At 36.5% G+C, this 21,672-nt stretch carries 26 protein-coding genes; 16 read left to right on the top strand and 10 right to left on the bottom strand.

Features of this window, described 5'->3' with window-relative positions:
- Window positions 1-20: 20 nt before the first annotated feature.
- Window positions 21-875 carry a Cof-type HAD-IIB family hydrolase gene (locus tag NYE52_RS21000; protein WP_341194857.1) on the top strand — a complete coding sequence of 285 codons (855 nt, stop codon included), beginning with the start codon at window positions 21-23 and terminating at the stop codon, window positions 873-875.
- A gap of 88 nt (window positions 876-963) precedes the next feature.
- Here the strand turns inward: NYE52_RS21000 and NYE52_RS20995 are convergent, their stop codons facing one another.
- The 3 genes from NYE52_RS20995 to NYE52_RS20985 form a co-directional block, all read right to left on the bottom strand.
- Window positions 964-1,614 carry a TetR/AcrR family transcriptional regulator gene (locus NYE52_RS20995; RefSeq protein WP_341194856.1) on the bottom strand — a complete coding sequence of 217 codons (651 nt, stop codon included), beginning with the start codon at window positions 1,612-1,614 and terminating at the stop codon, window positions 964-966.
- Window positions 1,615-1,679: 65 nt separating this feature from the next.
- Window positions 1,680-2,702 (bottom strand): ABC transporter permease, encoded by a 1,023-nt coding sequence (locus tag NYE52_RS20990; protein ID WP_341194855.1) that lies wholly within the window; start codon window positions 2,700-2,702, stop codon window positions 1,680-1,682.
- Window positions 2,692-3,426, bottom strand: a complete 735-nt coding sequence (locus tag NYE52_RS20985; protein ID WP_341194854.1) for an ABC transporter ATP-binding protein — start codon at window positions 3,424-3,426, stop codon at window positions 2,692-2,694. Before NYE52_RS20985 ends, NYE52_RS20990 begins: the two co-directional genes overlap by 11 nt.
- A gap of 192 nt (window positions 3,427-3,618) precedes the next feature.
- Between NYE52_RS20985 and NYE52_RS20980 the strand changes: the two genes are divergently transcribed.
- The gene (locus tag NYE52_RS20980; RefSeq protein WP_341194853.1) at window positions 3,619-4,068 is read left to right on the top strand and encodes an SRPBCC family protein; all 450 of its coding nucleotides are present in this window, start codon (window positions 3,619-3,621) and stop codon (window positions 4,066-4,068) included.
- Between the two features lie 258 nt (window positions 4,069-4,326).
- Entirely contained in the window at window positions 4,327-5,301 is a 975-nt protein-coding gene (locus tag NYE52_RS20975) for an alpha/beta hydrolase (RefSeq protein WP_341194852.1), read from the top strand.
- A 132-nt stretch (window positions 5,302-5,433) separates the two neighbouring features.
- On the opposite strand, the gene bshB2 is transcribed toward NYE52_RS20975, so the two are convergent.
- The 3 genes from bshB2 to pdxK all read right to left on the bottom strand — a co-directional run bounded on the left by bshB2 (window position 5,434) and on the right by pdxK (window position 7,435).
- Entirely contained in the window at window positions 5,434-6,099 is a 666-nt protein-coding gene (gene bshB2, locus NYE52_RS20970; RefSeq protein WP_341194851.1) for a bacillithiol biosynthesis deacetylase BshB2, read from the bottom strand.
- A 46-nt stretch (window positions 6,100-6,145) separates the two neighbouring features.
- A complete protein-coding gene (locus NYE52_RS20965) occupies window positions 6,146-6,493 on the bottom strand; it encodes a YojF family protein (protein WP_341194850.1) in 348 nt (115 codons plus the stop codon).
- 120 nt (window positions 6,494-6,613) lie between these two features.
- A complete protein-coding gene (pdxK, locus tag NYE52_RS20960) occupies window positions 6,614-7,435 on the bottom strand; it encodes a pyridoxine/pyridoxal/pyridoxamine kinase (protein WP_341194849.1) in 822 nt (273 codons plus the stop codon).
- 273 nt (window positions 7,436-7,708) lie between these two features.
- On the opposite strand from pdxK, the gene NYE52_RS20955 reads away from it, so the two are divergent.
- Genes NYE52_RS20955 through NYE52_RS20945 form a run of 3 tightly spaced genes read left to right on the top strand, consistent with a single transcriptional unit; the run spans window position 7,709 to window position 9,441 of the window.
- Window positions 7,709-8,170, top strand: a complete 462-nt coding sequence (locus tag NYE52_RS20955; RefSeq protein WP_341194848.1) for a molybdenum cofactor biosynthesis protein MoaE — start codon at window positions 7,709-7,711, stop codon at window positions 8,168-8,170.
- The gene (gene moaD, locus NYE52_RS20950; RefSeq protein WP_341194847.1) at window positions 8,167-8,400 is read left to right on the top strand and encodes a molybdopterin converting factor subunit 1; all 234 of its coding nucleotides are present in this window, start codon (window positions 8,167-8,169) and stop codon (window positions 8,398-8,400) included. Before NYE52_RS20955 ends, moaD begins: the two co-directional genes overlap by 4 nt.
- A gap of 18 nt (window positions 8,401-8,418) precedes the next feature.
- Complete coding sequence (locus NYE52_RS20945) at window positions 8,419-9,441, top strand: MoeB/ThiF family adenylyltransferase (protein WP_341194846.1); 1,023 nt, start codon at window positions 8,419-8,421, stop codon at window positions 9,439-9,441.
- Between the two features lie 43 nt (window positions 9,442-9,484).
- On the opposite strand, the gene NYE52_RS20940 is transcribed toward NYE52_RS20945, so the two are convergent.
- Window positions 9,485-9,817 carry a general stress protein gene (locus tag NYE52_RS20940; protein WP_341194845.1) on the bottom strand — a complete coding sequence of 111 codons (333 nt, stop codon included), beginning with the start codon at window positions 9,815-9,817 and terminating at the stop codon, window positions 9,485-9,487.
- Between the two features lie 196 nt (window positions 9,818-10,013).
- Here NYE52_RS20940 and NYE52_RS20935 point away from each other — a divergent pair, with 196 nt between their 5' ends.
- The 7 genes from NYE52_RS20935 to NYE52_RS20905 all read left to right on the top strand — a co-directional run bounded on the left by NYE52_RS20935 (window position 10,014) and on the right by NYE52_RS20905 (window position 14,672).
- A complete protein-coding gene (locus NYE52_RS20935; protein WP_341194844.1) occupies window positions 10,014-10,763 on the top strand; it encodes a DUF4230 domain-containing protein in 750 nt (249 codons plus the stop codon).
- A gap of 14 nt (window positions 10,764-10,777) precedes the next feature.
- Window positions 10,778-11,455, top strand: coding sequence for a uracil-DNA glycosylase (locus NYE52_RS20930; protein ID WP_341194843.1), 678 nt, complete (start codon window positions 10,778-10,780; stop codon window positions 11,453-11,455).
- Between the two features lie 99 nt (window positions 11,456-11,554).
- A complete protein-coding gene (locus NYE52_RS20925) occupies window positions 11,555-11,734 on the top strand; it encodes a uracil-DNA glycosylase (RefSeq protein ID WP_341194842.1) in 180 nt (59 codons plus the stop codon).
- Window positions 11,731-12,021: a YwdI family protein gene (locus NYE52_RS20920; RefSeq protein ID WP_341194841.1), complete on the top strand. Its 291-nt coding sequence runs from the start codon at window positions 11,731-11,733 to the stop codon at window positions 12,019-12,021. Before NYE52_RS20925 ends, NYE52_RS20920 begins: the two co-directional genes overlap by 4 nt.
- Window positions 12,022-12,159: 138 nt before the next feature.
- Window positions 12,160-12,531, top strand: a complete 372-nt coding sequence (locus NYE52_RS20915; protein ID WP_341194840.1) for a DUF423 domain-containing protein — start codon at window positions 12,160-12,162, stop codon at window positions 12,529-12,531.
- Window positions 12,532-12,771: 240 nt separating this feature from the next.
- On the top strand, window positions 12,772-13,911 hold the full coding sequence (locus NYE52_RS20910; protein WP_445669128.1) for a YibE/F family protein: 1,140 nt from the start codon (window positions 12,772-12,774) through the stop codon (window positions 13,909-13,911).
- A complete protein-coding gene (locus NYE52_RS20905) occupies window positions 13,908-14,672 on the top strand; it encodes a YibE/F family protein (protein WP_341194839.1) in 765 nt (254 codons plus the stop codon). Before NYE52_RS20910 ends, NYE52_RS20905 begins: the two co-directional genes overlap by 4 nt.
- 137 nt (window positions 14,673-14,809) lie before the next feature.
- On the opposite strand, the gene gerQ is transcribed toward NYE52_RS20905, so the two are convergent.
- Both gerQ and hemQ read right to left on the bottom strand, forming a co-directional pair.
- The gene (gene gerQ, locus NYE52_RS20900; RefSeq protein ID WP_341195258.1) at window positions 14,810-15,283 is read right to left on the bottom strand and encodes a spore coat protein GerQ; all 474 of its coding nucleotides are present in this window, start codon (window positions 15,281-15,283) and stop codon (window positions 14,810-14,812) included.
- A 446-nt stretch (window positions 15,284-15,729) separates the two neighbouring features.
- Entirely contained in the window at window positions 15,730-16,485 is a 756-nt protein-coding gene (hemQ, locus tag NYE52_RS20895; protein ID WP_341194838.1) for a hydrogen peroxide-dependent heme synthase, read from the bottom strand.
- A 344-nt stretch (window positions 16,486-16,829) separates the two neighbouring features.
- On the opposite strand from hemQ, the gene pta reads away from it, so the two are divergent.
- The 3 genes from pta to NYE52_RS20880 all read left to right on the top strand — a co-directional run bounded on the left by pta (window position 16,830) and on the right by NYE52_RS20880 (window position 19,574).
- Entirely contained in the window at window positions 16,830-17,807 is a 978-nt protein-coding gene (gene pta, locus NYE52_RS20890; RefSeq protein WP_341194837.1) for a phosphate acetyltransferase, read from the top strand.
- Window positions 17,808-18,042: 235 nt separating this feature from the next.
- Complete coding sequence (locus tag NYE52_RS20885) at window positions 18,043-18,285, top strand: hypothetical protein (RefSeq protein ID WP_341195257.1); 243 nt, start codon at window positions 18,043-18,045, stop codon at window positions 18,283-18,285.
- Window positions 18,286-18,728: 443 nt separating this feature from the next.
- The gene (locus NYE52_RS20880; RefSeq protein WP_341194836.1) at window positions 18,729-19,574 is read left to right on the top strand and encodes a lipoate--protein ligase family protein; all 846 of its coding nucleotides are present in this window, start codon (window positions 18,729-18,731) and stop codon (window positions 19,572-19,574) included.
- A 1,217-nt stretch (window positions 19,575-20,791) separates the two neighbouring features.
- Here NYE52_RS20880 and NYE52_RS20875 read toward each other — a convergent pair.
- On the bottom strand, window positions 20,792-21,619 hold the full coding sequence (locus NYE52_RS20875; RefSeq protein ID WP_341194835.1) for an RsfA family transcriptional regulator: 828 nt from the start codon (window positions 21,617-21,619) through the stop codon (window positions 20,792-20,794).
- Between the last annotated feature and the right edge of the window lie 53 nt (window positions 21,620-21,672).

Below are 21,672 nucleotides of genomic sequence, written 5' to 3'. Positions count from 1 at the left end.
AAAGATTTGAGGGTGTTTAGATGATTAGATGCATAGCGATTGATATGGATGGTACGTTATTGACATCCACGCAAGAAATTACAGAAGAAAATCGGGAAGCTATTAAATATGCGCAGAACAACGGGGTAGAAGTGGTGATTGCTACTGGTCGTGCGTATGAAGAAGCAGGAGATCTTTTAAAGGATGCAGGCATTATCACACCGATGATTTGTGCAAATGGGGCAGAAATAAGAACAAATGAGCATATCATCGTAGATACGAACCCATTAAGTAAAAATCTGGCGAGAGAGATGGCTGAAATTTTACATAAACATCAAGTATATTATGAGGTATATACCAATAGAGGAACGTATACGGTAGATAAAACAGTAGCGAGATCCCTTATTATGGATATTTTCACGGTTAGTGGTCATATAAAGGATATGGAAGAGATTAAAAAAGCAGCAGAGGAACGATTAGCGGTTATTCATCAATTAGATAGCTATGAAGTATTATTTGAGGATGATGACCAAATTATTTATAAATTATTGGCCTTTCATTTTGATCCAATTGTTTTAGGGAATGTTAGAGAAGAGTTATCTAAGTTAGAAGGAGTAGCAATAAGTGCTTCCGGTAAGGAGAACTTAGAAATAACTTCTGTTCATGCCCAAAAAGGGATTGCGCTAGAGAAATTTGTGAACGCCCGCGCTATTTCTCTTTCTGAAACGATGGCAATTGGAGATAATTATAATGATGTTTCCATGCTTCAAAAGGCAGGCAGAGCGGTAGCAATGGGAAATGCGGTGGAAGATATTCAACGTCAATGTCATTTTGTGACAGGTACCAATGAAGAAAGTGGCGTAGCTCAAGCGATTAGAAAAGCATTAGAGGAATAAGAGACAACAGATTCTTTTTGCAGATAGTCAAAAAACAGTGGATGAACTAGGCATAATGAGTTCATCCACTGTTTTTTTTAATATTATCTTATGCACGAGGCTTTAATCCATAAAGAATAAACTGAATGGTCCGTTCTATTTCTTCTTCATCATCCCACTTTATATCGGGAAGAAGGATATAGCGAGCGATAAAATAACCGAAAATGGACGTAACGGTTAGGCGAACGGAACTGAAAGAAGGGATGGAAATAATTTCTCCTTTTGCTTTGTAAGTTTCCATGATTTCTTGAAAACGTCCGAATACTTTTACGGCAATTTGATTTTTGAACGTTTCACGGAGATCATCATGAAAGGGGATTTCCTGTATTAAAATTTTGAATAATGTATTATTTTTCTGCAAAAATTCCATTCTATTTTTTACGATTGCTCTTAGAAAATCTTCAAAATTATGATGAGAAACGTTTAATACTTTATCAAAATCTTTAATCACTCGTGGTGCAATTAACGTGCTTAATAGTGGCGAAAGAAGGGTTAACAGTAAATCCTTTTTCGTTTTGTAGTGTCGGAAAATCGTTCCCTCTGCCACTCCTGCCATTTTTGCGATTTCACTAGTTGAGGTGGCGGCATATCCTTTCTCGGAAAATGCATCAATGGCAGCTATCAATATTTTTTTCTGTTTATCTGTCATGGATTGTTCTTCTTTTAAAATAATTTCTAATATATTTTCGCTATTATCCATAGGGAACTCCTTTAACCATACAATCTATTCTAATTATAAAGGATTGCGGAGGAAAAATATAATACCTAGATACTACGATATTTTTTCAAAGCAAAGATATTTATAATCATCAAGACAATGGAATAGCCGAGCAGTATGCTAAGAGATCCTATTATTTCCATAAACCCGTTCCCTCGAATCATTACCTCTCGCAGAGCATTTGCTGCATAATATAAAGGCGTTAAGTAAGAAATCCAACTAATTGCAGAGGATATTGTATCTAAATTAAACAACCCAGAAAAGAATACTTGCGGGACAACGACAATGGGAATGAATTGAATCATTTGTAATTCATTATTGGCAAAAGAGGATAATAGAATTCCTAATGTTAGGGCTACTAATGCTAATAGTAACGTAATCAATAATACATACAAAATGGAACCGACGTTTGACATATGAAGTATATAGACGGAATAAAAGACGATGATACCTGATTGCAGCATTGTGAATAAACCAAAGCCTATAATATAGGAGAGGACAAGCTCCCATCTTCTAATAGGACTGGAAAGCAATCGTTCTAATGTACCCGTTGTTCTTTCTCTTAAAAAGGATACACCGGCTACTAGAAAAACAAAGAAGAAGGCAAAAAAACCAAGTAATATAGGACCAAATGAATCAAATTGTTTCATATCAATAGATCCGTAAAATGCGTCTACATTAATTGCTGTTTCATTAGGTGACAGATTCTGTATGGCTTCCTGTACCTTTGCGATGGTTGCTTTGCTAATAGAGGGATCGCTTCCTTCTACCATTAATTTGGTCTTACCATTTTCTACAGCGAAATAAGCATCAATGTCCCCATTCTTTAACGAGGCTATTGCTGTTGTTTCAGATTTATAGATGGAGGTTCGTAAATCTTCTTTTTCAAAAGCTGTACTTATGGGCTCAGGCACATTAATTAAACCTATTTTTGTTTCATAGTCATCCCCATTAAAAACTAGATTAACTAACGTTAAAATAAGAATAGGGGCAAGAATCATCAAAGCAAGCGTACGTTTGTCACGATAAAATTGTTTCATAATGCGCAATACCAGTGCATTAATTCTCATTTGCTAAACCTCCATAATATAGGAATGCTTCTTCCATAGTCTGTGCATTACAGTTACTCATCAAGTTGCTTGGAGTATCGATAGCAATCAGTTGACCATTTCTTATCATCCCTAGCCGATCACATTTTTCAGCTTCATCCATGACATGGGTAGTTACAATAATCGATGTCCCGTTTTCTTTAAGCTTGTTGAAGGTTTGCCAGATAGCTTTTCGAAGAATTGGATCAATCCCAACTGTAGGCTCATCTAAGATTAGAAGTTTTGGATTGTTTAAGAGCGCAATACAAATAGATAATCTTCTTTTCATTCCCCCTGAATATTGAGAAACAGGCTTGGAAAGATGCTCTGATAATTCTACTAAAGTGGCAGTACTTTCGATTCTATTTTTCTTATCTGTCCCCTTTAACCCATATAATCTAGCAAAGAAATCGAGATTTTCTCTAGCTGTTAAATCTTGATATAAAGCGTCTGCTTGTGCCATATAACCGATTTTTTCCATTATCTTTAGATTTGGCATTTTTTCTTCTAATACATAAATGGAACCATTATCAGGTAAATCTAAACCGATAATTTCTTTAACGAGAGTTGTTTTTCCAGCACCAGAAGGTCCAAGTAAACCTAAGATTTCTCCAGGATAAACCTCTAAGTTGATTGCATTTAAAATTTGTTTTTTTCCAAAGGACTTAGAAAGATTTTTAACAGAAACAACGGATGGTTCGTTCATGAAAAGACCACCTTTCTGAATATGTGAGTGATTACTCACTATATATAATACGAAAAAGAGAATATTTTGTAAAGTGAGTAATCACTCATTTTTTCTTTTACTGCGTTAATAAATCAAATATTCAATTTGATATTTATTCGCTATAATAGAGATAATTAACGGAAAATAGATAGATCCTATTGAGGTGGAAAAATGGCTGATTTTAATGCGAGTGTTATTATATGTGAGCCCATAGAAGAAGTGTTTGCATACTTTGCAGATATGGCAAACGCTCCAGAATACATGAATAAAGTAGAAACAACAGAGAAGCAGACAGATGAGCCGATAGGGGTTGGCACGAAATATAAAGAAATAAGAAATGTACGCGGGAATAAGGTATATGCAGAAATAGATTATCTTGCATATGAAAAAAATGTAGGATTTACACGTCGAAGCAGTTCTAATGGATTAACTGTTGACTATGCTTATCGTTTTTCAGAGATTCCTGAAGGTACTCAAGTAGAGTTTGAAGGAACTGTTCATGTTAAGGGTCTTAAAATGCGACTAATGAGAAATTTCCTTGTGAAAATGGTCAAATCAGAAGATAGTGATCATGTGCAAAATGCAAAAGAAGTGTTAGAAGGAACAGTAGAAAGTTTGTAGTAGAGTAAGAGAGCTGAGGTAAAAGGTCGCAAGAAGGACTTTTACCTCAGCTTTTTTGTTTTAAAAAAAGGTTGACTTAGAGAAGGATAATATGTATTATAAAATTAAGTTGTTCACAATTTAATTGTTGGTAATAAAAATTTCAATAATGTTACTCGTTATTTCTAATATAATTATATGGGGAATAGGAGTAAAAATTTTTAATCATTTAAGTTGTGCGCAATTTAATTTTCGGAAATGTAAAAGGAGCGAATGACCATGAAAAACAATCATCAAGCATATGAAGAACGTAATAATCAAATTATATTAGAACCAGCGGCTAAACAGTTTACAGAAGATACGGCTAACCCTCCATACTTATTCGATTTGGAGCCTGAACAAGGAAGAATAACGGTAGACGAAGTACAATCTGGAGAGATAGATAAATTACCTGTAGAAGAAAAGGAATTGTTTATTGAAGGTGGACCAACAAACCAAGTTTCTATAAAAATTGTTCGTCCAAAACATACATCTACAACGAAGCTACCAGTTATTTTATATACACACGGAGCAGGTTGGGTGTTTGGAAATGCCCATACACATGATCGTTTAATTCGTGAACTAGCGGTTGGATCAAATGCAGCTGTTGTATTTACGAATTATAGCCTTTCTCCAGAAGCAAGATATCCAATTGCAATTGAAGAAGTATATACTGTATTGGAATGGATTGCTGAAAAAGGAGCGGACTATTATTTTGATACAAATAATATTTCTGTAGCAGGTGACAGCGTCGGAGGGAATATGTCGGCTGCAATTACATTAATGGCAAAAGAACGTAAAGGTCCAGTTATAAATAAACAATTATTATTTTATCCTGTAACAGATGCAGCTTTTGAAACAGAATCCTATCATCAGTTTGCAGAAGGATTCTTTTTAAGAAGAGATGGGATGCAATGGTTCTGGGATCAATATACTACAAACGAAGAAGAAAGAGCAGAAATTACAGCATCTCCTTTACGAGCAACGAAAGAGCAATTAAGTGGGCTACCAAAGGCTTTAATCATCACAGCAGAGGCTGATGTATTAAGAGATGAAGGGGAAGCCTATGCCAATAAGCTTCGAGAAGCAGGAGTAGAGGTAACAGCTGCTCGCTTTGGCGGAATCATTCATGACTTTGTAATGCTCCATGCATTAGCGCATACAGAAGCAGCCAAAGGAGCTTTATTGCTTGCTAATGCTTGGTTAAAAGCCTAAACTCTAAAGAATATTTAAGGGAAATACCAACTACTAATATCATTTTGAGAATCGATTCTAAAGGGAAAAGACACTAATAAAAAAGCAAGCGTGGAAAGAATTCCATGCTTGCTTTATATCGTTTATAAAAAATTAAAATTTATACGTCCAGTATCTTTCTGTATATAATCGAGTTAAAACATCAGGTTCTTGATTATTTAATCCTTCTTGAAGAGTGGCCGCATATTGCTGCGTTTGGGAAAGATGGGCAGCAATTGTTGCGACCTTCTGCTCTGCAAAACTTTGAACATCGATTTCAATATCCGGTTGTCCAAGGTCTTCCTCACAATTTTTAGAAAAGGCTACACAGTAAAGTTTTGGCCGTTTAGATGCTTCTCTTTTTTCTATTGCTTTCACAACTGCTGCTCCTGTAGCATCATGATCTGGGTGAACAGAATATCCAGGATAGAAGGTAATGACTAAAGAAGGATCTAGTTCATCTAGTAAAGAAGTGAATTCATCAACTAGAACATCCTCCTTTAAGAATTCGATTGTTTTATCTCGATATCCGAGCATACGTAAATCCTCTAATCCCATTGCTCTTGCAGCTTCCTGCAACTCATTTTTACGTATTTCTGGCAAGGATTCTCTTGTAGCAAAAGGGGGATTTCCTAAATTTCTTCCCATTTGACCAAGTGTTAAACACGCATAAGTAACTGGAACTCCTTCATGTATAAATTTAGAAATTGTTCCGGATACACCAAATGCTTCATCGTCTGGATGGGGGAAAATAACTAATACTTGTCTTTCTGTCTCCATTTATAATCCTCCTTTCGTAGAATGGTAAAAATAAAATATCTATATATTATTCAAATGGGGTTTCACTTATTTCCAATGCAACTGCTAATTTCCCGGTAAAATCTAAGCCTGCTAATAACAATCTTTTTTTGTCATCCACTTCATAATGGGTAATACCTTCCGCATAAATCCAGCCAATAGCAGTTTTTAAGCCTATTCGATAAGGCCCGTTTCCTGTAATTTTGCCATATTCATAGGATAGCTTTGCATTACGGATATAAGCACCGGAGTTAAAGAAGGTTTCATCATTATGGTTTGCATAGGCGCCATTAGTCGTTTCTAGGTGAATATATATTTCTTTTTCGCTTAAACGCTCGATTACTTCTTGTACTTTTTCAATTTGTACAAATTCCAAAGAGTATCCCTCCTTTTTACTAGTTTATTTATCGGACCAAAAATGGTTAGGCTAACGCTCGTTTTTATTAATAATTGATACGTTTGAAAAGGAGGTAGCCTAAAACATGTTTAGTCTTGCTTACTTAGTACTAAGCTTTTCCTTTTCGTTGCGATACGCTCCATGCATGGTTGGTCCCACATACTCATTTAATTTAAAGCCATTGCGGATAGCTGCAGTAATAAAGTCTTTTGCAGTTTGAACAGCTTCTTCTACTGAAGCACCTTTTGCTAGTTCAGCCGTAATAGCAGCAGAGTTTGTGCAGCCTGCTCCATGCGTATACGTAGTATCAATTAGTTCGCTTTCTAAAATCGTAAATTCATTTCCATCATACAGAAGATCGATTGCTTTCTCATGGCCTAATTTGCTTCCGCCTTTAATTAGAACATATTTTGGTCCGAGTTCATGGATTTTTACTGCAGCTTCTTTTAAATCTTCTACTGTTTTAATTGGTTTATCCGTTTTAGCTAGCTGCCAAGCTTCGAAAAGGTTAGGTGTTACGACAGTTGCTCTTGGTACAAGTAATTCACGAAGGGCATCAGCTGTTTCTGGATGAAGTACTTCATCTTCTCCCTTACAAATCATAACTGGATCGATGACCACATTTTTAATATTATTTTCATCGATTAGCTTAGCTGCTGTTTCAATGATTTCGACAGATCCAAGCATTCCTGTTTTCATTGCATCAATTCCAACGGATAGAACGGTTTCTAATTGAGCGTTAACGGTATTGATATCCTGCGGGAAAACATTATGGTGCCAATGATTCTTTGGATCCATTGTAACAATTGTTGTTAAGGCAGTCATTCCATAAACACCTAGTTCTTGAAATGTTTTTAAATCTGCTTGAATACCTGCACCACCACTTGTGTCAGAACCTGCTAAAGTTAATACTTTCTTCATTTGTTTTGCCTCCTATGTAATGGCTATTTTTTCAGTGAAAAGTAATTTTGTTTGATTGAATAATTGTAGACCATTTTACATAATGATACAACTTTTCCGTCTCTTTCTTAGTTTGGTTTATAGACCGTTTTTGCATACTACTCACACGAAAAGTCGAGTAATAGCTAATAATAGTAAGAGAATTCTGTCAACATTTATGGTAATCTATATATATTCTTTACGATAGGTGAATCAGACGAAAAAGAAAAAGTGTGTAAGGAGAAAGGAATCTATATGAGCTTTGAAATAGTAGATCATCCAATTAATATACAAACTGTTATTGATAAAGTAATAAGAAGAAATGCGGGAGCTGTTACTACTTTTATTGGTACAGTAAGGGAAATGACAGAAGGGAAAAAAACACTTTCTCTAACATATGAAGCATATATTCCAATGGCGATGAAAAAATTGGAACAAATCGGTGAGGAAGTCAAGGGAAAGTGGGATGATATTGAAATGGCAATCTCCCATCGAATAGGGAAGCTAGAAATCAGTGATGTTGCAGTAGTTATCGCTGTTTCAACCCCTCATCGCAAGGATGCGTATGAAGCAAATCAATATGCGATAGAAAGGATAAAGGAAATTGTTCCTATTTGGAAAAAAGAGCATTGGGAAACGGGAGAAGAGTGGATTGGAAATCAAAAAGGTACCAAAATGTATGTAAATGGTAAGCCGAGTGAGGAGGATTTACATTGATTACATTGCTTTTTTTTGCTGGGGTAAAAGAGACGATAGGAAGTGAAGCAATAAGAATAGATGGGAAGCAACAGACGATAGCTCAAATTAAGGAGTACTTATTACATACTTATCCTACTCTTTCTCTTCAAGGTGTTATGGTTGCGGTTAATGAAGAATTTGCACTGGATGAGGATATAGTGGAGGGAAACGATACAGTAGCATTTATTCCACCTGTTAGTGGGGGCTAAAGGAAGGAGAAAAGTGAAGTGGAGCAAAGTAGGTATTCCCGCCAGATGTTATTTACCTCTATTGGAGCGGAAGGACAGAAAGTAATAGGAGCAAAGCATGTATTAATAATCGGGGCAGGAGCTTTAGGCTCGTCTCTTGCAGAGATGCTATGTAGAAGTGGGATTGGGAGTCTTACTATTATAGATCGAGACTATGTGGAAAAAAGCAATTTACAGCGCCAGCAATTGTATACAGAAGACGACGCGAAGGAACGTATGCCGAAAGCGATTGCTGCTGAAAGAAGATTAAAGGAAATTAATAAAGAATGCTATGTTCAAGGGATTGTTGGGGAAGCGACGGTAGATTTATTGGAAAAGCTAGCTGAAAAAGCGGATTTAATAATGGATGCTACAGATAATATGGAGATAAGAATGATCCTAAATGATCTAGCTGTGAAGCATGATATTCCTTGGATTTATGGCGCTTGTGTTGGGAGCTCAGGAATGAGCTACACAATCATACCAGAAGAAACCCCTTGCTTACATTGTCTATTAAAAACAATGCCTATGACAGGGATGACTTGCGATACGGTAGGAATCATTGCCCCTGCCGTTCAACTAGTGGTAACTCATCAAGTAACCGAAGCACTAAAGCTGTTAATCGGAGACAAGAGTGCATTACGTGGAACTTTTTTGACCTTTGATTTATGGGAAAATGAATACCAAAACATAAAAGTTAATCGTGCAAAGAGAGTAGATTGTCCTACGTGTGGAGAAAATCGGACCTATCCCTTTTTAGAAAAAGAAAATCAAACAAAGGTAGCTGTTTTATGCGGAAGAGAAACGGTACAGATTCGTCCTTCTAATCCTAAAGCTATCCCTTTTCAACAGCTTGCAGAAAGTTTTCAAAAGAAAGGATATGCAGTGAAACAAAATCCCTTTCTACTATCTGTTCAGTTAGAAAGTAACAGGGTAGTGTTTTTTAAGGACGGAAGAGCGTTAATACATGAAACAAATGATATGGTATATGCAAAAACGCTATATGATCAATTACTAGGTTAGATAGAAAAATCCCGCGTTGGAATGCAACGCGGGATTTTTCTTATTATTGGAGTTGTTCGAGCGAACCAACAATAACTAGTTTACCTGTATCTAAAACTTCCTCGTATTTAGATGCTTCTGCTTCGGTTAATCCGACTGATTGCATTTTGGAACGCAATTCGTCGCCTCTTTTTCGGAAAACATTGCTGATGGAATCAAGTAACCCTTGTTCCTTCATGGATACATTTCCTGTTTCCGTCGCATTTGTTAAATCTTCTGAGCGGTCTTTATCATGTGCGAAAATATAAATATTCTCCTTTTTGTAGCCTTGGTTTTCTAATGCATTAATAATATTGGTTGCTTGTACACCATTTTCTACTATTTCAACTTTATACATAGTGATAACCTCCTATTATAGTGGAATTTATCTATGTTTTGTATATAGCCTCCTTTAAACAAGATGAAACACCTAATCTGTTGGTAATATTTTCATCTTTCGACATTTGGGAAATTGTACATAGATAAATATCCCCACAATCGACAAATTTCCTTATATAATAAAAGAAGAGAATAATAGAAACAGGAGGGGTCGAATGGTAAACAAAAGAGAAAAGGAACAAATTAATCGAGAACTAAGAGCAGGGAAAAAGGAACAAGCAAGTGCAACAATGGAGATAAATAACACAAGAGGGATTCGTTTTCCCAAATTTGGTTTATATAGAGTAAAGAATCGGCTAAATAAAAAAATCATGCTATTTTTAAGTATTATAGTCGTACTTTTAATAGTCGGGATAGTTGGACTGTGGAAAATTGCTTTTCCAAAAGAGCCAGTTGTAAGAACAGGTGCTTATCTAGAACAAATGAAGGATCTATCCACATTAGCCACTTCTCAAGCCTTTGTAAAAACAATCTTAGAAAAAGAAGACAATGAGATTTTTGGAAAAGGAATTGAAACAAATATCCCAGGTACAAAGCGAAAAATATTGTTGGTTGTACCTGGTACATTGACAGCTGGAGTGGATTTATCTGCGATAACAGAAGATCAATTTGAACTAAACGAAGAAGAGAAAAGCATGCGCATTCTATTGCCAAAAGCAGATTTCCTACAAGAGCCTTCTATTAATTTTGATGAAGTAGAGACTTATTCCGTTTCTGGTATTTTTAGAGGAGACGTGAAATGGGAAGAGGCTTATAGCTTAATGGATGAAGCAAAGGAAATCATGAAGGAAGAGGCAATCGAACAAGGGATTTTAGTTAAAGCAGAGGAAAATGCTGAAAAAACATTGAAGGAATTCTATGGAAGACTAGGATATTCTGTTCAAGTAAGCTTTGAAGAGGAATGAAGGAGGGAAAAGGGATGGCTGCATCATGGGAACAGTTAGTAGAAATGGAGCGCCAAAAGGATTACTTTATCCAATTAGAAGCATTCTTAGAAATGGAATATAGAGAATCTACTATTTATCCAAAACGGGAAGATATCTTTAATAGTTTATCGTTCACACCTTATGACGAAGTGAAAGTAGTCATTTTAGGACAGGATCCCTATCATGGTCCGAATCAAGCACATGGATTAAGCTTCTCTGTTAAGCCAGAAGTGAAAATACCCCCATCCTTAAAAAATATTTATAAGGAGCTACATGATGATTTGGGCTGTCCTATTCCAAATCATGGCTATTTAAAAAGCTGGGCAGACCAAGGGGTCCTATTACTAAATACGGTTTTAACGGTTCGCGCTGGACAAGCGAATTCCCATCGTGGAAAAGGGTGGGAAGTATTTACTGATAAAGTGATAAAAATGCTGAACGATAGAGATAAGCCAGTTATTTTTGTATTATGGGGCAATCCTGCCCAAAAGAAGCTTGCATTCATTAACCAAGAAAAGCATGGCATTATTTTATCTACTCATCCGAGCCCCCTTTCAGCTCACCGAGGTTTTTTAGGAAGCAGACCGTTTTCTACCATTAATAGAATGCTTGAAAATAGAGGGGATACTCCTATCAATTGGTGCATAGATGATTTTTTAGAAAAAGAATAATATAATAAAGGAAATGTACAAAGAGCAGTGATTTCTATTAGATATATGAATTCACTGCTCATAGTGTGTTTTCCTTCAAAAGATTGGGAAGGGTACGAAATGGACAAGAATAAGGTAAATTGTTATAAATGTAAATTCTACTATGTTACATGGGATAGTCAGTTCCCTAAAGGATGTAAGGCGTTCCAATTTAAAGGAAGAACGATGCCATCCGTTGAAGTAAAAAGAGCATCTGGACAAGAATGCCTTCGTTTCCAGGCAAAAGGAGGGATGAAATGAATATATCTGTACAGCAATTATTAGCAAAGATAGAGGATCAGCTAGTAGAAGCAAAAACAAGTAACACGGATGCAAGAATAAGAGAAAGAGTTTACGCTATTAAGTCCTTATGTGAATTAGTACTAGAACAAGAGGGAAAAGAAAGTGTAACCTACCAGCAGCCCGTTCAGCAGCCATCCTTCCAAGCAATGCAAGAACCATTAACCATTCCAAAACAAACGATACAGACACAAACAAATAAAATAAAGATGGACGAAGGAAATGGCGATTCCTTATTTGATTTTTAGATAGGATTGTTTTCATAGGTGGAGGAATACTTTTTTAGTGAGAAGAGTGATTCCTTCATACGAAATCTAGTATTTGTCTCTACAATCCATAAACCACACATATTATAAAATCAATAATTTATAAAAAAGGAGATAAAAATGAAAGCTTTTATCATTATTGGAGCGATTAATGCATTATTGTCCGTTGGTTTAGGGGCATTTGGTGCACATGGTCTAGAAGGAAAAATTCCTGATAAATACTTGGAAACATGGAAAACAGGGGTAACCTATCAAATGTTCCATAGTACCGGCTTAATTCTAATTGGTTTGCTTCTAGGGAAGTTTCCAGAAAGTAGCTTATTAAACTGGGCAGGGTGGCTAATGTTTATCGGTATTATTCTATTTGCAGGAAGCTTATACATATTGGCAGTTACCCAGATTAAAGTACTAGGAGCTATTACACCATTAGGCGGCGTAGCATTTTTGACAGCATGGCTATTAGTTATAATCGCTGCGTGGAAGTGGATGTAACAGGATTATATAAAGGTTGTTTTTTGAAAGAGTGTTGCTTTTTTAATAGGAAAAATAAATTAATTAGGAATACTGAGCAGCTTCACGGCTCGCCCCATGGAAAGCGAAGTGTATTCAGGCTGTAGGTCGCAGCAACAAACTCTACGAAAACAGCCTATAAAAGGATAGGAGAGCAGAAGTTAAAATGTTCTTACCTATCCTTTTTTCTTACTCATAACTAAATTTTTGTAGGAGGTGCTTTTGAAACAAATGATGAAACTATTAACGGAAATGAGCAAGAAAATGAAATGCTTTATTAGTGGCGTTTTACTTATCTTTATAGGCTCTATTATTTTTGTTCATAACAACTACTCCTTTTATGATAGACCTATAGTGGAAGTAGTAAAAACAGAACTACTAGACCAAGCCGAAATAAAGGATCATTTTAATAATAAGGATCATTTATTTACCCAGCAGATTATTGGCGAGATAAAAAATGGGGAGGAAAAAGGCAACAAAATATATTTAATAAATGAATTTACTTCCTCGAAGGCCAATAATGATGAATATCATGTAGGAAACGAGTTATTTGTTCATATCGACTCCACACTAGGAGAGAATGGTTATCTCAAAGGAAGTGTTCACGATGTAAAAAGGGATAAGTATTTGTTGATGATTACATGGGTTTTTATTTTTTCCTTGCTATTTGTAGGAAAAAAACAAGGACTGTTTTCTCTGTTTAGTTTGGTGATTAACGCCATTATCCTTTCTATTGCGTTGGATATATATGTGAACAATTCAGAGAAGAGTCTCCTAATAATTTGCAGTATAAGCGTTATTATATTTACTATTATTTCCCTAATACTCGTAAGCGGAAGAAATGAAAAAACATATGCAGCGATTATAGCAACCTTATTAGGCACTTTTATTTCTCTGGCGATTACTTACTTTGTTTTATGGCTAACTTCAGAAAAAGGTCTTCGCTATGAGGAGCTACAATTTATCACTCGTCCTTATAAATTGGTATTTCTGGCAGGATTATTTCTAGGTTCACTTGGAGCTGTTATGGACGTAGCTATTACGATGTCTTCTTCTATATTTGGATTGTATGAAAAAAATAACAATATATCGGTTAAAGCTTTAATAACATCAGGTAGAGAAATTGGAAAAGATATAATGGGGACCATGACGAATATTTTGCTCTTTGCCTATATAAGTGGAACTATTCCAATGCTTATCCTTTATTTTAAAAATACCTCGCCATTAGGTTTTACTCTCTCCATGAACCTATCATTAGAATTGGCTCGGGCACTAGCCGGTGGTATAGGAATTGTGTTAACAATTCCGATAGGTTTATATATAACTATTTTCTTCGTTAACAGAAAGAGGGCAAGCGGATGAATGTATTAGTGGTGCTAGGTATTATTTTATTTATCCTCATGAGCATAATAGGCGGACAAAAGGGAGTAAGTTCGTTTTTTGCGTTATTCTTTAACTTCAGTGTCGTTATTATTATTACGGTTTTTATGACGAATCCAAACATAAATCCGATTATCTTAACCTTATTTGCCAGTATAGTAATTAGTTGCATCAACTTATTTTATATTAATGGAGTGAATATCAAAACAAAAACAGCATTCCTATCAACCATGATTACGATTATTCTTCTGCTCTTGTTTATTCTCTACCTGTCAAATAAAGCAATGGTTCAGGGATTCGGGGTCGAGGAATTAGAGGAACTTAGCATGTTTTCCCTTAATATCGGTGTTGATTTTATTAAAATTGGAACCTCTGTAATTATCATGAGTACAATCGGCGCGATTACTGACACAGCCATGGCTATTTCATCGCCAATGCGCGAAATCCATTTTCACAATCCACATATTAGTAGAAAAGAATTATATAAGTCTGGATTAAGTATTGGAAAAGATATTTTAGGAACAAGCACCAATACATTGTTTTTCGCATTCTTTGGAGGCTACATTGCATTGCTCATTTGGTTTAAAGATTTATCCTACTCCATAGGAGAAATTATCAATTCCAAAATATTCAGTGCAGAAATGATTACCATACTTAGTGCAGGAACGGGTGTTACACTGGTCATTCCTATTACTGCATGGATAACAGCTTGTTTTTTGGTGAAGCACAAAATAGCTGAATAGATTGTATATCGCATAAAAAGGGACTTTATGAAGTCTCTTTTTATACGATTATAGAAGCTGAATAAAACAAAAAAGCACACCACTAATAAGTGATGCACTGAAAAATATAAAGTTTTTAAACCATTAGGCGTTTTGAATTATCTAGGCGGATATGTAGTTAGATTTGGTGCCGCAACGCCATATGGATATTCATACTCAATTTCTTCATCAAACGTAACGTAATCAATATATAGCATTGGAATTAAATAGCGAGTACCTGTTTGTGGATCACTTAAGATAAGATGGTCTCGCCCTGCTGCTTCAATAATGCCTTTAAAGATTTTGGAATTCCATTCTCTGTTGTTCTCGAATGTCGCATATACCGTTGCGATTTTTCCTTTATTCAGGCGTAAAATATTCTCGATATAAGACGCTTCAAGTGGCAGCTGTCCTGGGAGTGTAGTAGGTGTTGCACTTGGCGTAGGCGTAGGTGCAGGCGCTGGTGTAGGTACCCCTTGTTGAATCGGTGCTTGTGGCTGATACATTTGTTGATTACCATACGTAGGAATTTGTCCGGGATAAGTCCCATATCCCTGTGGATAACCATAGTTCCCAAAATTAGACTGACTCATTTTCATCCCTCCATATTCTTCTATCCAATCTTCACAACATACTACCATCATTTCGAAGTTGACCATAAAATATAGAAATAAGAAGTAGACGGTGAATGTTATTTCATTCATAGGTCATCGCTCACTATTTCATCCTATGAGGAAAAAGAATAAGATATGACAAGGAGTTAGAATTAATCTGGAAGAGTTTAAAAAGAAGGAGTTTTTTAGAAGTGTAGGACTAGGCTAAACTAAACATTCTGTAGTTGATAGAAGGCGACTTAATTGGGTGGCTACCGATTTTTATAAAAAGGTAAGGGACCTTGCAGTGTATAACCCATCTGCATCATGATAAGCAAACACAATAATTTTAACATGCAAAAAAAAGAGCGTTCTCTAAAAAGCTTTCTGATCCGCCAGCGATATAATCATATCTCACGGTTAGCTTCTTTAGAGAACTTCTCCATTTATTCGTTCACATGTAGATATTCTGTAATTGCCTCTTGTTTAAGAAGAGTTCCTACAAAGAAAGAGCCAAACTCACCATAACGAGCGCTTACTTCATCAAAACGCATTTCATATACTAATTTTTTGAACTGAAGAACATCATCAGAGAATAATGTTACTCCCCATTCATAATCATCAAAGCCGACAGATCCTGTAATAATCTGTTTTACTTTCCCAGCATATTGTCTACCAATCATCCCATGGCTACGCATTAAATCTTTACGGTTTTCCATAGGAAGCATATACCAGTTGTCTTCTCCTTGGCGACGCTTATCCATTGGATAGAAGCATACATAATTGGATGTCGGAAGGATTGGATATAGTCTTGATTTTACATATGGATTTTCGTATGGGTCTTTATCTGAATCAGAAGGCAGATAATTACTTAATTCCACAACAGACACATAGGAATGAGCTGGAATAGTAAATTCCGCTAACTTTGTTTTATTAAACTCTGTTTCTAGTTGTTGTAATTCTTCCATAGTAGGGCGAAGAATCATCATCATGAAGTCTGCCTTTTGTCCAACAATCGTATACAGGGCATGGCTGCCGCTATTATTTTCTTGAACAACGTTCCATTTTTCCAAAAGTCCTAGAAATTCATTGATTGCTGCTTGTCTTTCTTCGCTAGGTAACATTTTCCAAGTTGTCCAATCTACAGTTCGGAAATCATGAAGACAATACCAGCCATCTAAAGTTTTTGCCGCTTCACTCATGTATATGTTCACTCCTATTTATAACGTTAAATACAAAATAACTATATCATAGTTTCTCCATATACAAACGGAATAAACCTTGAGATAATTGTGAACAAATTGTGACTTAGCGAAAAAGTAGTTTGAAATAATAGAAAAAAGTATAAGGAAGATAAATATAGGGAAATATCAGATTGTATGAAGAGGGCTTTCGTTCCTATTCTTCGCTCATCTTTTATTGATTAGTAGAAAAAACGAATCGTGCTTTTACGGGATAAAAATAGAAGAAAGTAAGGAATATTCCTTGAAATTTTATCATGGTAGAGTATCCTATTAAGTGTACATAAAAAGGAGGAAGAAATTTAATGAGTGATTTATTTACAGGTTTAAAAGAAAAAGTAACTGGTCAAAACGTAAGAATCGTTTTCCCAGAAGCACTAGATGAAAGAATTTTGAAAGCTGCTGGTCGTTTAGCAGAAGATAAAATTTTAATGCCTATCTTAATCGGTGACATAGAAGAAGTACAAGCAAAAGCAAAAAATCTTGGTGTTTCTTTAGAAAATGCTGAAATTTACGATCCAAAGAAATATGCTCAATTTGATGCACTAGTAGCTTCTTTTGTTGAAAGACGTAAAGGAAAAGTAACAGAAGAAGATGCTCGTAAAATCCTTTTAGATGAAAACTATTTTGGAACAATGCTTGTATATGCTAACCAAGCAGATGGTTTAGTAAGTGGTGCGATTCATTCAACAGCTGATACTGTACGCCCAGCTTTACAAATCATCAAAACAAAGCAAGGTGTGAAAAAGACTTCTGGTGTATTCATCATGGTTCGTGAAGACGAGAAATATGTATTTGCTGATTGTGCAATCAACATTACTCCAGACAGCCAAGATCTTGCAGAAATCGCTGTGGAAAGTGCGAAAACAGCTAGAATGTTTGACATTGACCCACGTGTTGCAATGTTAAGCTTCTCCACAAAAGGTTCTGCAAAATCACCAGAAACAGAAAAGGTAGAAGGTGCATTAGCAGAAGCTAAATTAAAAGATCCATTATTAGTTATTGATGGTGAATTCCAATTTGATGCTGCATTTGTTCCATCTGTTGCAAAACAAAAAGCGCCAGATTCTCCAATTCAAGGTGATGCAAATGTATTTGTATTCCCAAGCTTAGAAGCTGGAAATATTGGCTATAAAATTGCACAAAGACTAGGTAACTTTGAAGCAGTTGGCCCAATCCTTCAAGGATTAAATGCTCCAGTAAACGATCTTTCTCGTGGTTGTAACGAAGAAGATGTGTATAAATTAGCATTAATTACAGCAGGTCAAAGCTTAACGAAATAATTTTTAAAAAGAAGGGCGTCTCCTTAAGCTAGGGAGGCGTCCTTTTTGAGTTTTTCCGTGTTAAGACATCTATCTTACCCCTTATACAGAAAAATCTTTACAAAATTTTAAAAAAAGAATAATCAATAAAGAGTAGTAACAATGCTTTTAAAAGCTGGTATTATTTAAAATAAACATTACCTATCAATTGAGAATCATAAGGAAATCAATGAAGGGGATTATAAAGTTTATGGAAATAAGATGGAAAAGGGAAGACGTTGTATTTGAATCATTATGGGAATCAGAAGTGTGGGCAGATTCAATAGCTAATGAGATTTATGGAAGAACGATTGATGGATACATAACGCCTGATTATAAAATAGCTTATGCTCTTTCTTTTTTCTTAGGCTCCGTTCCTTACTTCGTTGTACATACCGAAAAAAAGGTATTAGACAATGTTTTTATATACAAAGTTTGGGTAACGCCTGTGCCAGATTAAATAAAAGTCTAGGTTTTGTTATAACTGAATTTGTTTGTACTATTCTTGAGAAATAAACGGAAAAACTCCGTTAAAATGGGAAAAAATCCATATTTCCTTAAAAATAAAAGGCATTTTTCCGTTTAACTTCTCCAAATCATTGAATTTTGTCTTATTTAGAGCAGTTATTCGGAATATCTCCGCTTATATCTGCTGATTATGCTCGCTCTATATGCATTAGCCGGAACTTCTCCGCCTATGTTTTTTTCATAACTAAAGAAAATAAAAAATAACAGAGCTTTCTTCTAAAAAAGATGAAGGAATACGAAAATTGCCAACAAAAACGAGAAGATATCTTTTGAAATACCTCCAATTTCGTTATAATAAATCATTGTGAATGAATAAAGAAGACTATATCTTTTAAAAATAGGATAGATGGTTGTTAAAACAGAAGGAGCTAAGTGATGGTCGGCAATACTAGTTTGTTAAAACAGGATAAATGGAGAATCATTGATCAGTCTACAACAGGTTTACATGTATCAGCGCTGCATTCTTTCGGAATGGATGATACTTTATGTTCTTCTGTTGGAAGCGGGATTGTACCTGCTACGGCAAGAACATGGGTACATGACCGAACGATTGTATTAGGAATCCAGGATACGAGGCTACCTCATTTAAAAGATGCGTTAGCATTTTTAAAAGAACAGGGTTATCAATATATTGTTCGTAATTCAGGTGGTCTTGCTGTCGTTTTAGATAAAGACGTGTTAAACATATCTCTTATTCTTCCAGAGCAGGAGAAACGAATTGATATTAACAGTGGCTATGAAACGATGTTCGAATTGATTAAATATATGTTTCAGGATTATGGCAAACGCATAGAAGCAAGGGAAATTGTTGGTTCCTATTGTCCAGGAAGCTATGACTTAAGCATAGATGGGAAAAAATTTGCTGGAATTTCGCAGAGACGCTTAAGAAGTGGAGTTGCTGTTCAAATTTATCTTTGTGTAAATGGAAGTGGACAGGAAAGAGCAGGAATCATCAAGGAATTCTATTCTTCTGGTTTGCGCGGAGAGACGACAAAGTTTGAATATCCAGAAATAAATCCTGAAGTAATGGCATCTTTAGCAGAATTGCTAGGAGTATCGTTAACGGTCGATCAAGTGATGACTAAATTGCTACTCGCTTTAAAGGATCATGCTGAATTTTTATTTGCAGATCAATTGCAGGGAGAAGAGCTTTCGCTATTTGAATCCTATTATGATCGAGTTGTGGAAAGAAACGAAAAAATCATGCAGGCATTTCGCTAAAATCAAAAAGAGGATAAGGAAGGGAATTTTAGTAAAGAAAATCCCTTTCCTTATCCTCTATTTATAATCGAGAATTTGTTGCCAACTTTTTATTTTCTCTCTCTTTAAACAGTTTGTACGCTGATAACCAGGCGCCGCTTTCTAATCAATCCAGCTCCGGCGCCTATCAGCTAGCAAACTTCGGTCTCCTCCCTACGATAAGTCAACATCGACTCACTGACGTTCGCCGTGTTTCCTTTATCTCAGTCGAAGCCCTCCAGTTTGTACGCTGATAAGCAAGGCGCCTCCGCTTTTTAATCAATCCAGCTCCAAGGGACCAGCGGCTGATGGGCTTCACAACATTTCCCTACGATAAGTCAACATCGGTTCACTAGCGTTCACCGTGTTTCCTTTATCTCAGGAAATATCGCTCCACCCCACACGCCGCTAACCGGTCCCTTTCCGCTTTCTAATCAATCCAGCTCCGGCGCCTATCAGCTAGCAAACTTCGGTCTCCTCCCTACGATAAGTCAACATCGACTCACTAGCGTTCGCCGTGTTTCCTTTATCTCAGTCGAAGCCCTCCAGTTTGTACGCTGATAAGCAAGGCGCCGCCGCTTTCTAATTAATCCAGCTCCAAGGGACCAGCGGCTGATGGGCTTCACAACATTTCTCTACGATAAGTCAACATCAGATCGCTATCGCTCTCTGTGTTTCCTTTATCTCAGGAAATGTCGCTCCACCCCACACGCCGCTAACCGGTCCCTTTCCGCTTTCTAATCAATCCAGCTCCGGCGCCTATCAGCTAGCAAACTTCGGTCTCCTCCCTACGATAAGTCAACATCGACTCACTGACGTTCGCCGTGTTTCCTTTATCTCAGTCGAAGCCCTCCAGTTTGTACGCTGATAAGCAAGGCGCCTCCGCTTTCTAATCAATCCAGCTCCAAGGGACCAGCGGCTGATGGGCTTCACAACATTTCCCTACGATAAGTCAACATCAGATCGCTATCGCTCTCTGTGTTTCCTATATCTCAGGAAATGTCGCTCCACCCCACACGCCGCTAACCGGTCCCTTTCCGCTTTATAATCAATCCAGCTCCGGCGCCTATCAGCTAGCAAACTTCGGTCTCCTCCCTACGATAAGTCAACATCGACTCACTGACGTTCGCCGTGTTTCCTTTATCTCAGTCGAAGCCCTCCAGTTTGTACGCTGATAACCAGGCGCCTCCGCTTTATAATCACTCTGCGACTTTTTCGAGGTTTCCGTTTCTGTCCATTTTAAATTTGGTTGGGCGCTCGTCTTCTTCTAGTACGACGAGTTTTCGGGCTCTGTTCATGATTTTTAATAGGGTCTCGTAATCTTCTTGCATGGTTTCTGAGTTATTTTCGATTTGATGTAGTTTCTCTTCTAATTCTTTGTTCCGGCTTTTGATTGTTGCCATTTCTCGTTTTAATCTTTCATTCTCGCTTTTTAAGATTTCCAGTTGTATTGGGGCATTTCGGAAATTTTGCAAGTAGGAAAGAACGGTGTCGAAATTTAGTGTACCCGGTTGGCTATAGTTTACTGCTGAATAGACAGGTACTTTCTCTTCTTCATATACTGGTACGGGTGGTTCTTCTTCTGATTGATAGTTTGCAAGCTCTTCTTCTGTTGGACTAGTAACATTTGTATCTAATGTTTCTGTTGTAACTAATGTATCCAGTGTATCCAGTGTATCCATTTCCATAGAGCCCAATTCTAAACTAGTGGAAACGGTAAGTGCTTCCAAATCATCAACGCTTGGAACTGGTGGTGAATATAATAGTTTCTTCTTCCCACCTTGATCTTTTCCTAAAATACGTTGCCTTTGCTTTCGCTGTTTTTTAGCAAGCTGAAGTGCCTTTTCATATTGATGACGAACAACTGCGTTCCAACGGAATCCACAGGCTGCTGACGTTCTATTTAATTTATCCCCAACTTCTTCAAAGGCGTTTAACTGTGTGCTTCCTTCTCTAACATGTCTTAAAACAGTTTCGGCTAACAATAGGTCATTTTCTTCAGACCATGCGTCTTGTCTAACTTTCATTCTTAACTCAACTCCCAACTTAATCACGGTAAATGAATATTTCTAGTTCCATC

Origin of the sequence: Niallia sp. FSL W8-0635, assembly GCF_038007965.1 — a bacterium.
GTDB lineage: Bacteria > Bacillota > Bacilli > Bacillales > Cytobacillaceae > Niallia.
The sequence above is the reverse complement of the archived record's forward strand: the minus strand, read 5'-3'. Positions and strand labels throughout refer to the sequence as shown.